Origin of the sequence: Enterococcus sp. DIV0901a (assembly GCF_051711525.1) — a bacterium.
Classification (GTDB): Bacteria; Bacillota; Bacilli; order Lactobacillales; family Enterococcaceae; genus Enterococcus_B; species Enterococcus_B faecium.
In genome coordinates this window covers 1421192-1436276 of record NZ_JBIOMW010000001.1, presented here as the reverse complement: position 1 = coordinate 1436276, position 15085 = coordinate 1421192, and the positions used below count along the sequence as shown (strand labels likewise).

Genomic DNA, 15085 nt, shown 5'->3' with positions numbered 1-15085 from the left:
GTAGTTTTGTCGAAGGACAAAATGTTAATCGGAGGGACCATAAATGAAAGTAGTAGTAATTGGCTGTACACATGCAGGTACTGCAGCTGTAAAAAGTATTTTAAAAAATCACCCAGAAGCAGAAGTGACAGTATATGAAAGAAATGACAATATTTCTTTCTTATCTTGCGGTATCGCACTTTATGTCGGCGGAGTAGTAAAGGACCCAGCAGGCTTGTTCTACTCAAATCCTGAAGAATTATCTTCATTAGGAGCAACAGTTAAAATGGAACACGATGTAACAGACGTTGATACAGAAAATAAAACAGTAACGGCAAAAGATCTGAAAACAGGAGAAACAGAAACGGTTTCTTATGATAAATTAGTGATGACAACTGGTTCATGGCCTATTATCCCACCGATTAGTGGAATCGATGCGAAAAATGTACTCCTATGCAAAAACTACAATCAAGCAAATGAAATTATTGCACAAGCGAAAGAAGCAAAACGTGTAGTAATTGTTGGTGGTGGATATATCGGTATTGAATTAGTAGAAGCTTTTGTCGAATCTGGAAAACAAGTGACATTGATTGATGGATTAGATCGCATCTTGAATAAATATCTAGATAAACCATTCACAGATATCTTAGAAAAAGAATTGACAGACCGCGGTGTTACTCTTGCGCTAGGCGAAAATGTTACTGAATTTATCACAGATGAAGAAGGAAAAGTGAAACAAGTAGCTACACCAACAGATACATTTGATACAGATATGGTCATTTTATGTGTGGGCTTCCGTCCAAATACAAAACTGATCGAAGGAAAAGTAGATACACTGCCAAACGGGGCAATCAAAGTGAATGAATACATGCAGACAAGTGATCCAGACATTTTTGCAGCTGGAGACTCTGCAGTAGTCAACTACAATCCAAGTGGCACGCAAAACTATATTCCTTTGGCAACAAATGCCGTTCGTCAAGGTTTGCTTGTGGGAAATAACTTGACAGATCATAAAATGGCGTATCGTGGTACTCAAGGAACTTCAGGACTTTACCTATTTGGCTGGACGATCGGTTCGACAGGTGTGACCAAAGAAAGCGCAACTTTGAACGATCTAGAAGTCCAAGCGACTGTATTTGAAGATAATTATCGTCCAGAGTTCATGCCAACTACTGAAAAAGTAATGATGGAGCTAGTCTATGAAAAAGGAACGAATCGTATCGTAGGTGCTCAGTTCATGTCCAAATACGACATTACACAATCAGCAAATACCATGTCTTTAGCTGTTCAAAATAAAATGACTGTAGAAGATCTCGCACTTTCAGATTTCTTCTTCCAACCACATTTTGACCGCCCATGGAATTACTTGAACCTACTTGCACAAGCAGCGCTAGGCGAAATCGAAACTGCACAATAAAGAAAAAGGGTTGTGACACAATTTTGTCACGACCCTCTGTCTTTTTTTGTGAAAAGTACAATTAGTTGTCTTTCTTCGAATTTTTTGTCACAATAAGCAGCAAAGATAAAGCTGTTACATAAAAGAACAAGCAGCTTTATTTGATTTTGAAAAGAAAGGTGAGAAAGAAGATGAATAAAGAATATTTTGTCCAACAAGATGCATTTTTAGAAGATTATAAAAGTGCTTCGAAGAAATCAACGATCAATATTGATGAGTTGGCAGATCAAGTACTCTCTCAGTTGAATGAAACGCAAGAGGAATATTACACGATGCCAGCAAAAGACGCCAAAGATAATGTTTCTCATCGTTTTCCTTTCAGTAGACGCATCTACTCAGATGAAAACGACGGCACATTGAATACAGAGTACACATATGAAGGTCAGCCGTATGTGCTAGAAACTGATGATGATCTTTAAAGACAGTTTTTGAAAAGGCCGCTCATCCTTAAGTGATGACAAAAAATCATCACAATTACCGATGACTGTCTCTTTACTATCTTTTAATCAGAAAAAGGGGTTATGACAAGCTTTGTCAACCCCTTTTTTTCTTGGTTTCAGATTGGGTTTTCCTGCAAAATATTTTTATCTTTGTTGAATAGGAAACAAAAAAACAATATAATGAAAGAAAAAGAAGGTGTAGAAATGGATAAAAGACAACTGCTAATAGAAGAATATCTGGATTTAGCTAATGAGATTATTCATCGTAATAAACCAGAAATGGAAAAAGAATTTGCAGGATTTACTCTAAATGAACTAGAAGTGATTGAACATATCGGGAAAATCCCTGATCCTAACGTGACAAAATTAGCGAATGCTAGTTATATGACTAGAGGAGCCATCAGTAAGCTAACAAAAAAACTGATAGCTAAAGGGATCATAAACACTTATCAAAGCGAAGAGAATAAAAAAGAAATCTATTTTCAATTGACGCCAATCGGACAAAAAATAAGGAATAGACACGAGCAACTCCATCAAAAATGGGTACAGCGAGATGCTACTGTATTTGAAAATATGTCAAAAGAAGAATTTGACACAGTATTTCGTTTTATCGGTCGATACAGAGAATTTATACGAAGTAGCAAATGAAGCTACTATTTTTTATTGTAGTGATAATAGGCAAAAATCATAAGCAAAAATCCGAATACCGTTGGAAGAAATGGTGCTGCAGCATAAAGCTGTCCTGCGATTAGCGGGCCGATGACGCGCGATAGAGATTGTATACTTTGGGTACCGCCCATTACAAGACCTTGCTGGTTATCTGAGACAGAATTGGATAGTTGGCCATTGAATACAGGAGTAAAAATAGAATCACCGAAACCATAACAGATAATCCCAAATAAAAACAAAATCGGCAGTAGAAGAATTCCAGATAATGTGATGAATAGATAGGCGAGGATTTCACTGAACATCCCTATTCTTGTGATCTGCTGTTCTGAAAATTTTTTGAGCAATCGAGGCATAATGAACAATTGCGAGACAGTATCCAAGATTCCAATCAAAGAGAAGCTTAAACCAACCAACCCAGCCTTCCACTGAAAGGCGTCAATCGAAAATTGAGAAAAGATAGATTGAAGAGAGCCAGCTGCCAACCAAACAGCAAAACCTGCTGTCAATAAAGGAATAACGGATGAAATCTTGAATAATTGTTGTAATTGGTGAAAAGGTCTTACATGGGAGAAACTTAAATCTACTGAACGTTTTTTTATTGGAAGGCTTTCTTGCAAAAATGTGTAGCCATAAACGGCATTTAAGAAAGTAAAGAGTGCTCCAATAAATATAGGAACAGAATTCCCCAACTCAGCTAATAGACCCCCTATAATAGGACCCAGCGTTGTTCCTATACCGACTAAAGCACCCATCCATCCAAAAACTTTGGTTCTTTCATTAGGTTCCGTGATGTCGGCAAAGTAAGCATATAAGGTGGAGATTTCTCCTGCCGTCAATCCTTCAATGATACGACCAAGGAACAACATCCATATCGAATTTCCTAAACCAAAAAGCAAATATCCGATACTTGATCCTAATAAACTGATAATAAGGATCGGACGACGCCCAAAATGATCACTTAAGCTACCGAGAATGGGGGCAGATAAGAAGGCAGCTAGAGCATAAACAGACATGAGCAAAGTGATATAGAAAGCTTGCTGATGTATGGAGTGAGAATAAGGCAGCGTTAAAAACGGAAGTACAGGACTGACGATAGTAAATCCTAATCCAGTGAATAAGACAGAGACGTATCCAAAAACTTTAGAATATTTATTTGTGAAACTGTACATGTAAAAACTCCTTTATGCAATAATGTTAACTTGGAAACAAAAATAGTGTATAGTAATTTTGTTTCCTTGTCAACATTCTAAGGAACAGCGAAATCTACTTGATTTATTTATTCCGAAAAGTGAAGATGCGCATCAAAAACATGAACAAACAAAAATCAAGTAGACGACATTGTAAATCTGACCGATCAGTGAAGTAAATAGAAAAGAAACCTGTTCTTGCTTCCCATGTTTTTTTTACGTATACTGTGATTGAGCGGAGGAGAAATCATGTTGAATTTAGAAAATTACTTAAGCGCTGGACAAACAGTTATATCTAATCTTTTACTTAAAAATTACCATAGGATCGGTCTACAATCTGAAGAATTTTTATTTGTTCTACAGTTGCATATGGCACAGCTTGAAGGAGATACTTTCCCTGATTTGCAGATGATTGCTATGGATATGGGAATCAAGCAAGATCAGATTTTTCAAATACTGGATCGTCTCGTAACAAATGGGTTTATCAAGATAGAAACGACGATTGTCAACGGTAAAAAAGCAGATCGATATAATCTTTACCCCATCTATGATCTATTAGGTGAGTATTTAAAAACACAAGAAAAAAAATACGAAGAAAAAACACAAGAAAAAGAAATCCAGTCAGTGTATCAATTATTTGAACAAGAATTTGGACGCCCGCTTTCTTCGATCGAGTTCCAGCGAATCGGTCAATGGCTAGAAGAAGATCATTATCAGCCGGAAATTTTGAAACTAGCACTGCGGGAAGCCGTATTAAATCAGGCTTATAGTTTTAATTACGTTGACCGCATTTTGCTATCGTGGGAAAGAAAAAATCTACGTACAAAACAACAAGTGGAAGAAGACCAAAAACGAAGAAAACAGCAGCTTCTTCAAAGAGAAGTAGAACAGTCAGCTCAACAAGAAGAATTGCCGAAAGTCTCACTGAAAAATTGGTTGGAGGAATAGCGGAATATGTTAAGCAAACAAAAAACAATGGAAGCTCTAGAAACGATGTATGGAATGTTTCCCGAAGCACATGGAGAACTCAAGCACAATAATCCATTTGAGTTATTGATTGCAGTGATCTTAAGTGCCCAGGCGACAGATGTATCAGTGAATAAAGCAACGCCAGATTTGTTTGCCTCTTTTCCGACACCCGATGCGTTAGCAGAAGCTTCAATCGATGAAATCATTCTTAAAATAAAAACGATTGGTTTGTATCGAAATAAAGCAAAAAACATCAAAGCGTGTGCACAGCAGCTGATTGAACGTTTCGATGGGCAAGTGCCAACGTCAAGAGAAGAATTGATGTCTCTTCCTGGTGTAGGCAGAAAGACAGCAAATGTCGTATTGGGGGATGCATTCGGGATACCAGCAATCGCAGTAGATACCCACGTGGAACGTGTCTCAAAACGCCTGAGGATCTGCAAACTAGATGCTACGGTCATGGAAGTAGAAGAAACACTGATGCGGAAAGTACCACAAGAATTATGGGTAAAGACACATCATACACTGATTTTTTTCGGTAGATATCATTGCACGGCAAGAAATCCCAAGTGCGAGGTATGTCCTTTGCTATCAATATGTCAAGATGGGAAAAATCGGATGCGTCTAAAAGAAAAGACGCTAAAAAAGAAACCACGCCTGTAGACGTGGTTTCTTTAATTGCAAATAAATGTATGAATTATCTTGTTATCATGGAGAAAAGCTGTTTCGTTTATCTTTTTTGCATGAAAAAGTAAATGTACATACTCAGTAGCTAGGATGGTAACTTATTACAATTTATTGCGATAAAAATAAATGCTGTTATTTTTCTTGGGAAAATACCCGATGTAGAAAATAATGCCTTCCAATATACCTATAAAATAAGTCCAGTATTCCAAAGGATTATATAAATAAGTGACGTATCTATCTAAAGGTGTAATAAAAATGATAAGTGATAATAAAAAAATACCATTTATAACTAAACATAAACTAATGGATTTGGGCGGTTTCAGGCTCATCAGAAAAATATAGATTCTGGTGAACAACAACCATAAAAAAGTGAGAATCATTGCATGAGAGCTTCTTTCCATAAATTTTCCTTTAAGGGTAGTGCTTAAAAGTACAGAAAAAATAATAAATGCAAGGATAGGAGCAATTAAAGTAAATTTATTTAATAATAAACTAAATTTTTCAGCTTTTTTATTCTTGGAATAACGAGGTATTGTTTTCGATAAAAAAAGATGGTGCAGACAAATTATGATAATTAAGCATACTATCAGATAACTCAAAATGAAGCCTTCTTTCAAAAAATTATTCAAAACCATATATTGTATTTTTTATTTGATAATAACAATGGGATTATTAAGAAGTGGCACTAAATAAAAGACTAGTGTGTATTTAGCCGATTTAATTATAAACAAGTAAATGGATAAAGTATATGTAATGATAAAAGAAAAATGGATTTTCTAATTTTTAAGCTAAATGTTAGATCACACATGTATATGCTGGATAGTCTTATAAAAAATCATGTAAAACAGCTTGGTACATGATTTTTATTTGTAGCTATTTTTTACATAGACACAAAAAAGAAACCACGCTTGTAGACGTGGTTTCTTTTTTACTATCTGTTTCCAGAAGCTGAGGTGCTACTGGATGGTGTATGGTCATTTGCAGCATCCGCTCCGCTAGTTGCTGGATCACTGGAAGAAGCAGGAGGAGCAGATGAAGACGGTGTCGAGCTTTCTTCGGATGAAGAAGAAGGAACCGTTGTTGAAGACGCTGGCTCGCTTGTTTCTGCTGTCGTGCTTTCTTTTGAGGACTCAGCAGTTGATTCGCTTTGACTAGTAGAGCTAGAGCTTTGAGTCGTTGTCTCTGTTGTTGAGCTTCCAGGAGTCTGGACATAGCTGGAAGATGGAATAGTTGTTGATGGTGTAATTGCATTCGATCTAGCTGTATATTGATCTTTGTAGTACAGTTCACCGCCCACACGAATTAATCCGCTTGGCATCTCCCAGTCTGTATTTGTCACGTTAGCTGAAACATACTGCATAAGCTCGCGATAAACATCAGAGGCTACGTGTGACGATTCTGAAGTGACAGGTGTCATTTTTTTATTGTAACCTGTCCACACGGAAATCGAATAATTTGGCGTATAGCCCGCAAATAGGATATCTGGATACACCCCAGAAGAAATACCAAGTTTTGCATACTCGTCATCTGTGTAATTGGATGTTCCGGTCTTACCGGCTTGATATAACCCAGCGATTTGCGCATTCGTACCAGTACCTTCAGTGATCGTATCTTTTAAAATGTCTGTGATCATATAAGCTGTTTCTGGAGACATGGCTGTTTTTCCATCTGGCTCATAAGTTTCTTCTGTTCCGTCTTGGAAGACGATTTTATTAACATATTGAGGTTTGTAATAAGTCCCTCCATTGGCGAAAGCCGCATAGGCTGCTGCCATTTTTAAGGAAGAAGCTCCGTATTTTGTCCCATCTTGTTCTTCCGTATTACTAGAGATCGCATTCGATTGATGGATCGTACTGTATTCGATCCCAAGATTTTTTAAGAAAGATGCCACTTTATCTGAACCGACTTCATTGAATAATTTGACTGCTGGAACATTACGGGATAAGTAAAGTGCTTGGCGTAAAGTAATGGTGCCCATATATTGATTATCCCAGTTTCCTACAGGAGTCGAAGTCCCTTCATAATTATACGGTGCGTCAGTAATAGTTTTTCCAGTAGAATATTTCAAATATTCAAAAGCTGGTCCGTAATCTGTGACAGGTTTCATCGTAGAACCAAAATCACGGGAAGTATTCACTGCTAAGTTGTTTCCTAAAGTTACGTCTTCTGCGATGTGACGTCCGCCAATCTGGGCTTTTACTTTCCCGGTATTGGTGTCGATAAGGGTGGAGGCAACTTGCATCTCGTCGTCTGGGTAAGAGACATACTGATCCGTGTTGACGATATCATATAGTTTCTTTTGGGCGTCCAGATCCAAATTCGTATAAATCTCTAAACCGTCTGTGTAGACATTCTTATCTGTTTTTTCTTGTACTTCATTGATGACTTCTTTGACATAATTATCGACGATCTTAGTATTGTCATCGGATTGAGTTAGTTCTTGCAGACCATCCGTTACCGGTACATTAACAGCTTGATCATACTCTGTTTGAGAGATTTTTTCGTTTTGAAGCATCGTATACAAAACAGTATCTCGTCTTTTCTTCGCCTGATCTGGATAAACATAAGGATCATAGGCGGAAGGGGCTTGAGGCATCCCAGCAAGCAATGCTGTTTGCGGTAAAGAAAGTTCTGATAATTTCTTACCAAAGTACATCTCAGAAGCTGTCTCCATCCCGTACAAGCCGTTTGACATATACACTTTATTTACGTAGTAGGTCAAGATCTCTTGTTTCGATTTTTTTTGTTCCAATCTTACAGCCATCCACGCTTCTTGGGCCTTGCGTTTCAGGGTCTGATCCTCTGCACTAGTGGAGAAGAAGGAAAGTTTGATCAATTGCTGTGTCAAAGTACTTCCGCCTTGCAGTCCGCCAGAGGTAAAGTTAGAGAGGGCAGAACCGATGATCCGAATAGGGTCAACCCCGATGTGTTTATAAAAACGGCGATCTTCTACCGACACGATCGCATCTTCTAATGTTTTCGGTAATTCATTCGCAGAAATTTTTTCACGCTTTTCTGCGCCTAAATCTTCGAATAGTTCGCCATCTTGTGTATATAGTTTGGAAGATACGGTAGCGTCTAATTTTTTATCCGTCAATTCGGGCGCATCTTTTGCGTAATACCAGAAAAGTCCTACACCTGCTAAAAAGAGGATACAGAAAAATGAGAGTATTCCTAAAAGGATCTTGATAAATAATCCTTTTTTATGTGTTCCAGAGGACTTTCCAGAACCTTTGCCAGAATTCTTCTTCACACTCTTTTTAGGAGTAGGCTGTTTCTGTCGTCTAGAGCTTCTAGTTTGTTCATTTGCCATTCTTGCTTTCTCCTTCAATAGATAATGTTGATAAATAGAAGTCAACCGCGTCCAAATAAGGAATCCGCGGAGAAATACCAGTTTTGATCTCTATTCCTAGTTCTTCGATCAAAGATAAAGGTAGTGATTTGCGTCCTTTTTCCTTTTGGGCGTCCCAGTAAGCAATCAAATGAACACTATTCAAATAAAAACAGCGCTTCAAAGACGAAAACCATAACAAGACAAAGCAGACCCCGTTTTGTTCGAGGCATGCTTTCATATGTTCGATTTGATGGGCATGGAAGTTTTTAAAGGGAAAAGATGTTTTGTTCTTGGTTTCTTTTGCTTCAAAGTCCAAGTAAAAGCCTCGATAGACGCCATTATAGTCTGTAGTTGAGGCTTGGGTAAAGTAGGCTTCCTTGATCACAGCAGCACTTCTCTTAGGATAGTCTACTTTCACGATTTGGATAGGGGTAGGCTTTTTATGGATAACCGCCAACCCGCGGGAAAGATAATATTTATTACTTTCATTGATTGCTTCTTCAAAGTGCATCCCCCGATTGCCGAATTCAGTGATCTGATTTCTTTTTTCTTGAATTTTTTCGACGGGAGAGGCATTCTTATAATAAGGTTGGCCATTTGGATAGCGCAATACCATCTTTAATCACACTCCTAGGCCACATTATAGCAAAAAAGCGGATAGAAAGAAAAGGAATCTGAGATGGATAAGTCAAAAGTAATCTATGTGTCTGGGTATCGAAGTTTCGAACTCGGTGTTTTTAAAGAAAATGATCCTAAAATCCAAGTTGTTAAAAATGTTTTAAAAAAAGAACTCCGTCAGTTAGCAGAAGAAGGGCTGGAATGGGTACTCGTTAGTGGAAATCTAGGCGTCGAACTATGGGCTGTGCAAATAGTAGCGGAATTGAAAGAAGAATATCCGGAACTATCTCTTGGTATTTTGTATCCTTTTTCTGATTTTGGTAATAACTGGAATGAAGGGAACCAAGAAAAAAAACAATTAGCAGAACAATTAGCAGATTATGTCGAAGCTGTTAGCCATCAACCCTACCAATCACCTAGTCAGCTAAAGAATCACACTCGTTTTATACTTGAACATACAGTGGGCTGTCTGCTGATCTATGATGAAGAATTCCCTGGAAAAACGAAGTATTTTTTTGAAGATGCACAGAATTACCAAGCAGATCATCCCTACGAAATTCGGCTGATCAGTATGGACGATCTTCAAAATTTTAGTGAATAATCGATATTGTGTTTGATTTATCAACTTTTTTCCTATACAATGAAAAAGGTAGAAATGTTATTACGTAAATGAAAACTAGAGGTGTAAATATGGCGAATTTGGTTTATAGTCCTAAAGACATTTTACAACAAGAATTCAAAACAAAAATGCGCGGCTATGATCCCGTTGAAGTTGATGAATTCTTAGACAATATCATCAAAGATTATGAAACTTACAGCAAAGAACTCCTTGCTTTACAAGAAGAAAACGATCGATTGAGTGCAAAAGTAGCTCAATTATCTAAAACTCAAGGAGCAGCTCAAACACGCGTGCAACAAACAGAGGCACCAAAGAGCGCAGCAGTGACCAATTTTGATATCTTAAAACGCTTGTCAAATCTTGAACGTGAAGTATTTGGTAAAAAGCTTGATCAACAAGCAAGTGCAGTCAAACCAGCACAACCTAATCCAAATAACTACACAAATGCAGACACAAGCTTAGATGATAATGAAAAAACACGTCAATTTTAATTTTTGATTAATGAATTTGCGGTTTTCGGGTAATCGCGGTCTGACTTGATCAGGCTGAGGAAAGTCCATGCTCGCACAGGCTGTGATGCCTGTAGTGTTCGTGCTTAGCGAAACCATAAGCTAAGGTACTCTTTGGAGTAACGGCAGGAAAACAAGCTAAGGCTTCGGCTATGCTTAAGTATCCTTGAAAGTGCCACAGTGACGAAGCGGCTGGGGAAACCCATCCGGTGGAACGCGGTAAACCCCTCGAGCGAGCAACCCAAACAATGGTAGGGGCGCTTTTTGTCTGGAAGAAGAACAGGACAAAAAGGCAGTATAACTGCAGATAGATGGTTACCGCTTTGTTTTTTCTCCCTGGAAAAGCAAAGTACAGAACATGGCTTATAGAAAACCGCAAACATCAGGGAATTAGGTCGTGACAAAAGTAATGCGTTATAAGAAACAAGAAAAACATTTGAAAGCTATTTTTCAATACTTCAGATGAGTCGTTCTTATTACAAAACAAACTTTTGTATCACCGGTTATTCGGAATTTGAGTAAAAGTGTGGGGTAGGACTGATGTCCCACCTCCTTTTTTTATAAATAAGGAGATTGTGTATGGAAAAAAACAGGAAGTTCAACCTCGTCGCAACTGCGGCAAGCGGGCTAGAAGCACTGGTTGGTAAAGAATTAAGAGATCTTGGAATCGAATGCCAAGTTGAGAACGGACGTGCACGTTTTGAAGGAACAATGGAAACGATCGCTACAGCTAATTTATGGTTACGTACAGCAGATCGAGTAAAAATCGTGGTTGGGGAATTCGATGCGTATACGTTTGATGAATTGTTTGAAAACGTAAAAGCATTGCCTTGGGAAGATTTTCTTCCACTAGATGCAGCTTTTCCTGTAGCTGGAAAATCGATCAAGTCGAAACTATATAGCACACCTGATTGCCAAGCGATCACAAAAAAAGCAATCGTTGAACGTCTCCGTACCTATTATCACCGTCCAGCTTCTGTACCACTGACGGAAACTGGCGCACATTTTCAGTTGGAAGTAGCTTTGCTGAAAGACCATGTGATGGTAACTCTGGATACGACAGGACCAAGTTTATTCAAACGTGGTTATCGCTTAGAAAAAGGTGGAGCACCATTGAAAGAAAACATGGCAGCAGCACTTGTTATGTTGACAAATTGGCGAAAAGACCGTCCATTTTATGATCCTGTATGTGGTTCAGGTACGCTTTGTATTGAAGCAGCCTTAATAGGCCATAATATCGCACCAGGATTCAATCGTGAGTTTGCTTGCGAATCTTGGGATTGGTTCAGTCAAGAAATCATGGAAAATGTTCGATCAGCAGCCGAAGAAAAAGCAGATTATGATATTGAATTAGATATTACTGGTTCAGATATCAATGGACGGATGATTGAAATTGCCAAAGCCAATGCAGAAGAAATCGGATTAGGCTCTTCTATTACCTTTAAGCAACAAGCAGTCAAAGACTTCAAAACGGATAAAGAATACGGGGTCATCGTGGCTAACCCGCCTTACGGGGAACGTCTAGGAGAAGAAGAAACCGTTCGAAAATTATATAAAGAAATGGGCGATGTGTTCCGTCCATTAAAAACATGGAGTAAATATATCTTGACTAGCGACTTAGCGTTTGAGGAATTTTACGGACAAAAAGCAACCAAAAAAAGAAAATTGTACAATGGTGCATTGCGTACGGATCTATTCCAGTATTGGGGAACTCGTCCGCCTAGAAAAAAAGAGAAAGACGAATAATCTTACTAATTGATTCATTCAATTGGATGTTTGGAGGAATAGGGAATGAAAGAAAAAGAGTTTTTACAAGAAGTAAAAGAAATCAATCTTCTACAACAAGCTTTAGGAATCCTCGATTGGGATACACAAACAGGTATGCCTGAAAAAGCTAGTGCATACCGAAGTGAAGTAGACAGCTATCTTTACAGCATTTATTTTTCAAAAAAAATCGGTCCAAAAATCAAAGAAGCCATTCGCTATTTTTCTGAACATCCGGAAGAATTGTCGGAAGTTGGAACTGCCGTTTTTGCCAAAGTAAAAGAAGAGTATGATTTGGAACATCGCGTACCGGAAGATCTTATGAGAAAATATACAGCTGCCGTTTCTTCAGCACACGGACAATGGCAAAAAGCTAGAGAAACACAACAATTTTCTGATTTTCAACACGCATTGAATCAAAATATTGAATTAACAAAACAGTTGATACCTTACTGGAGAAAAGATGAAAAGACGAATTATGATGTTTTGCTGAATCAATACGAACCCGGGATGACTGTCGAAATCCTTGATAAGGTATTTGATCAGCTTAAAGAAGGAATTCTTTCGATCCGCCGTACGCTCCAAGAAAAAGGGACTGAACCTGAAACAGACTTTTTAAATCGGAGAATGACGAAAAAACAACAGAAGAGATTTGTAGTGAAAGTAATCGAACAACTTGGTTATGATTTTAGCCGTGGTCGTTTAGATGACACTGTCCACCCATTTATGACTGGAATTAATCCGAATGATGCACGAATCACGACACGATGGAACGAAACAGATTTCAAAATGGCTGTTTTTGGAGTGATCCACGAGGCTGGTCATGGTATGTATGAACAAGACATCGATGATAAATATGCGTATACACCGGTTTATGAAGGTACATCAATGGGTATCCATGAATCACAATCGTTGTTTAACGAGATCATTATTGGAAGTAGTCGCAGCTTCTGGAAAAAGCAATATCCTTTCTTTCAAGAATGTGCAGAAGGAACATTCGATGATATTCCTTTTGACAAATTTTATCGTTCATTGAACCATACAAAATCAAGTTTGGTTCGTATCGAGGCAGACAGTTTGACTTACCCTCTCCATATCATCATTCGTTATGAAATCGAAAAAATGATTTTCAATGAAGGGGTAGATGTTGCTGAACTACCTGAAATATGGAATCAAAAATATGAAGAGTATCTGGGAATACGACCAACAAATGATGTGGAAGGCATCCTACAAGACGTTCATTGGTCAGGTGCAAGCTTTGGTTATTTTCCCTCTTATGCATTAGGGTACATGTATGCGGCACAATTACTTCATTCTTTGCAGCAAGAAATAGATGTGGAAAATGTTCTAGCGTCAGACGATTATTCTCCAATCAAAAACTGGATGTCAGAGCATATCCATCAATATGGTGCATCTAGAAAACCAAATCAATTAATCATGGATGCAACACATGAACCGCTTAATCCGCAATACCTGATCGACTATATGAAAGATCTGTATTTTAATGTATATCAGGTAAAATAAAATACAATTTACAAAGATAGCTGAAATTCATCTAATCTATAGATGTTTTCAGCTATTTACTTAAGAAAGAAGTGGAACGAATGGATAAATTACAAGTGATCGCTGATTATAGTATGGACCAATTAGCGCATGATCAAACAGGACATGGGAGCGATCATACCAAAAGAGTTGTCAAGTTAGCTGAAAAAATTTTGGAGACGGAACCGCAGGCAGACCGCTTTGTGACGCTTGCAGCAGCTTACCTACATGATACGATTGATGATAAAGTCGTTAAAAATGAGAACGAGGCAAAGCAACAGCTTCGTGTATTCCTTCGCTCTTTGCCAATAGTAGAGGAACAGATCTCGATGATTTTTTCCATTATCGAAAATATGTCCTTTTCTAAAAATCTCTCTGAAGCGGCCGAACTATCTCTGGAAGGTAAGATCGTTCAAGACGCTGATCGTATCGAAGCATTAGGAGCAATCGGCATTTTGCGTACTGCTTATTTCGGCGGTGGACATGGGCACCCGATTTTTGATCCTGAACTGTATCCGCAAACATTCAAGGACAAAGAAAATTACCGAAAAGGCACGACAGTGATCAATCATTTTTATGAAAAACTGTTCTTGCTGTCTGATAAAATGAATACTGATTACGGATATGAAGAAGCCAAACGAAGAGAAACCTTCATGCGTGAATTCTTAGAAGAATTTTTTCTGGAATGGTCTATTGACGATGAAAATTTTACTCCAGACAATTGGATCAAAAATAACAAAAAATGATGGAGGTTGTGACAGAAGTGGTCAGCTCCAAGATATTTCGGATCATTTTCCGTAAAAGTTACTTCTGGAACACTATTTACCAAGAGGTCGTGAGCCTGCCGTTCAGCTCCGAGTCACAAGGAACAATTTCAAAAAATAGCTTCTCATGTTTGATGAATATTGTAACTTGTGATTCGGAATTGGCAGGAGAACACCGTTTATTCGGAAGAATAGGACTGTGACAAGACTTTTGTCACAGTCCTTTTTTCGAATTCAACAAGTAAAACTTTTAAGAAATATTCAGAGAGTAAAATTAAAAATTGCTGATAAACGAAGATGGAAATTTTATGTATTTTTATTGGTCTATGCAATAAATAAATTAAATATTCAGAATACAATTGATTTTAACGAAAGGGCTTCTATCAATGGTTGTGTTGTATTTATCTGCCCAGGTAGAGTAAAATAGATCATTATCTAAAAGGTAATTGTTCATACTATATAAGTCATTTGAAAGTAAAAAGATACTGTAAATAAAAAATGTGGTTAAATAATTCTCATAATCAGTGTAAGCGTTATCAAAAATATGG

14 protein-coding genes and 1 other RNA gene are annotated in these 15085 nt (G+C 37.8%); 11 read left to right on the top strand and 4 right to left on the bottom strand.

Translation table 11 applies throughout. From position 1 onward, the window contains the following. The first annotated feature begins 43 nt into the window (after positions 1-43). From IGL70_RS06855 to IGL70_RS06845, 3 genes are all read left to right on the top strand, one after another. Positions 44-1396 carry an NADH oxidase gene (locus tag IGL70_RS06855; protein ID WP_002330194.1) on the top strand — a complete coding sequence of 451 codons (1353 nt, stop codon included), beginning with the start codon at positions 44-46 and terminating at the stop codon, positions 1394-1396. 170 nt (positions 1397-1566) lie between these two features. Next, complete coding sequence (locus IGL70_RS06850; protein WP_002289544.1) at positions 1567-1854, top strand: DUF5960 family protein; 288 nt, start codon at positions 1567-1569, stop codon at positions 1852-1854. Positions 1855-1956: 102 nt separating this feature from the next. After that, entirely contained in the window at positions 1957-2523 is a 567-nt protein-coding gene (locus IGL70_RS06845; protein WP_318654152.1) for a MarR family winged helix-turn-helix transcriptional regulator, read from the top strand. A gap of 5 nt (positions 2524-2528) precedes the next feature. On the opposite strand, the gene IGL70_RS06840 is transcribed toward IGL70_RS06845, so the two are convergent. Further along, the gene (locus IGL70_RS06840) at positions 2529-3713 is read right to left on the bottom strand and encodes an MFS transporter (RefSeq protein ID WP_104765369.1); all 1185 of its coding nucleotides are present in this window, start codon (positions 3711-3713) and stop codon (positions 2529-2531) included. Positions 3714-3980: 267 nt separating this feature from the next. Between IGL70_RS06840 and IGL70_RS06835 the strand changes: the two genes are divergently transcribed. Both IGL70_RS06835 and nth read left to right on the top strand, forming a co-directional pair. After that, the gene (locus IGL70_RS06835; protein ID WP_002289610.1) at positions 3981-4679 is read left to right on the top strand and encodes a DnaD domain-containing protein; all 699 of its coding nucleotides are present in this window, start codon (positions 3981-3983) and stop codon (positions 4677-4679) included. A 6-nt stretch (positions 4680-4685) separates the two neighbouring features. Further along, positions 4686-5363 carry an endonuclease III gene (gene nth / locus IGL70_RS06830; protein ID WP_002295825.1) on the top strand — a complete coding sequence of 226 codons (678 nt, stop codon included), beginning with the start codon at positions 4686-4688 and terminating at the stop codon, positions 5361-5363. A gap of 125 nt (positions 5364-5488) precedes the next feature. On the opposite strand, the gene IGL70_RS06825 is transcribed toward nth, so the two are convergent. The 3 genes from IGL70_RS06825 to recU all read right to left on the bottom strand — a co-directional run bounded on the left by IGL70_RS06825 (position 5489) and on the right by recU (position 9337). Beyond that, positions 5489-6022: a hypothetical protein gene (locus tag IGL70_RS06825; RefSeq protein WP_104873666.1), complete on the bottom strand. Its 534-nt coding sequence runs from the start codon at positions 6020-6022 to the stop codon at positions 5489-5491. Between the two features lie 296 nt (positions 6023-6318). After that, the gene (locus IGL70_RS06820) at positions 6319-8700 is read right to left on the bottom strand and encodes a PBP1A family penicillin-binding protein (RefSeq protein ID WP_104856104.1); all 2382 of its coding nucleotides are present in this window, start codon (positions 8698-8700) and stop codon (positions 6319-6321) included. Next, the gene (gene recU, locus IGL70_RS06815) at positions 8690-9337 is read right to left on the bottom strand and encodes a Holliday junction resolvase RecU (protein WP_002295830.1); all 648 of its coding nucleotides are present in this window, start codon (positions 9335-9337) and stop codon (positions 8690-8692) included. The genes IGL70_RS06820 and recU overlap by 11 nt, the downstream gene beginning before the upstream one ends. A gap of 63 nt (positions 9338-9400) precedes the next feature. Between recU and IGL70_RS06810 the strand changes: the two genes are divergently transcribed. The 6 genes from IGL70_RS06810 to IGL70_RS06785 all read left to right on the top strand — a co-directional run bounded on the left by IGL70_RS06810 (position 9401) and on the right by IGL70_RS06785 (position 14519). Further along, the gene (locus IGL70_RS06810) at positions 9401-9940 is read left to right on the top strand and encodes a DUF1273 domain-containing protein (protein ID WP_002295832.1); all 540 of its coding nucleotides are present in this window, start codon (positions 9401-9403) and stop codon (positions 9938-9940) included. 89 nt (positions 9941-10029) lie between these two features. Further along, positions 10030-10449 (top strand): cell division regulator GpsB, encoded by a 420-nt coding sequence (gpsB, locus tag IGL70_RS06805; protein WP_002295835.1) that lies wholly within the window; start codon positions 10030-10032, stop codon positions 10447-10449. A gap of 21 nt (positions 10450-10470) precedes the next feature. Continuing rightward, positions 10471-10838: RNase P RNA component class B (rnpB, locus tag IGL70_RS06800), an RNA gene on the top strand. Between the two features lie 208 nt (positions 10839-11046). Next, positions 11047-12213: a THUMP domain-containing class I SAM-dependent RNA methyltransferase gene (locus tag IGL70_RS06795; RefSeq protein WP_002295837.1), complete on the top strand. Its 1167-nt coding sequence runs from the start codon at positions 11047-11049 to the stop codon at positions 12211-12213. Between the two features lie 45 nt (positions 12214-12258). Beyond that, entirely contained in the window at positions 12259-13755 is a 1497-nt protein-coding gene (locus IGL70_RS06790; RefSeq protein ID WP_002289184.1) for a carboxypeptidase M32, read from the top strand. Between the two features lie 80 nt (positions 13756-13835). After that, positions 13836-14519, top strand: a complete 684-nt coding sequence (locus IGL70_RS06785) for an HD domain-containing protein (RefSeq protein ID WP_002289185.1) — start codon at positions 13836-13838, stop codon at positions 14517-14519. The last annotated feature ends 566 nt before the right edge of the window (positions 14520-15085 follow it).

Coding starts and splice junctions, on each gene's coding strand:
- IGL70_RS06855 (WP_002330194.1), top strand. CDS start 44: ATGAAAGTAGTAGTAATTGGCTGTACACATGCAGGTACTGCAGCTGTA.
- IGL70_RS06850 (WP_002289544.1), top strand. CDS start 1,567: ATGAATAAAGAATATTTTGTCCAACAAGATGCATTTTTAGAAGATTAT.
- IGL70_RS06845 (WP_318654152.1), top strand. CDS start 1,957: ATGACAAGCTTTGTCAACCCCTTTTTTTCTTGGTTTCAGATTGGGTTT.
- IGL70_RS06840 (WP_104765369.1), bottom strand. CDS start 3,713: ATGTACAGTTTCACAAATAAATATTCTAAAGTTTTTGGATACGTCTCT.
- IGL70_RS06835 (WP_002289610.1), top strand. CDS start 3,981: ATGTTGAATTTAGAAAATTACTTAAGCGCTGGACAAACAGTTATATCT.
- nth (WP_002295825.1), top strand. CDS start 4,686: ATGTTAAGCAAACAAAAAACAATGGAAGCTCTAGAAACGATGTATGGA.
- IGL70_RS06825 (WP_104873666.1), bottom strand. CDS start 6,022: ATGGTTTTGAATAATTTTTTGAAAGAAGGCTTCATTTTGAGTTATCTG.
- IGL70_RS06820 (WP_104856104.1), bottom strand. CDS start 8,700: ATGGCAAATGAACAAACTAGAAGCTCTAGACGACAGAAACAGCCTACT.
- recU (WP_002295830.1), bottom strand. CDS start 9,337: ATGGTATTGCGCTATCCAAATGGCCAACCTTATTATAAGAATGCCTCT.
- IGL70_RS06810 (WP_002295832.1), top strand. CDS start 9,401: ATGGATAAGTCAAAAGTAATCTATGTGTCTGGGTATCGAAGTTTCGAA.
- gpsB (WP_002295835.1), top strand. CDS start 10,030: ATGGCGAATTTGGTTTATAGTCCTAAAGACATTTTACAACAAGAATTC.
- IGL70_RS06795 (WP_002295837.1), top strand. CDS start 11,047: ATGGAAAAAAACAGGAAGTTCAACCTCGTCGCAACTGCGGCAAGCGGG.
- IGL70_RS06790 (WP_002289184.1), top strand. CDS start 12,259: ATGAAAGAAAAAGAGTTTTTACAAGAAGTAAAAGAAATCAATCTTCTA.
- IGL70_RS06785 (WP_002289185.1), top strand. CDS start 13,836: ATGGATAAATTACAAGTGATCGCTGATTATAGTATGGACCAATTAGCG.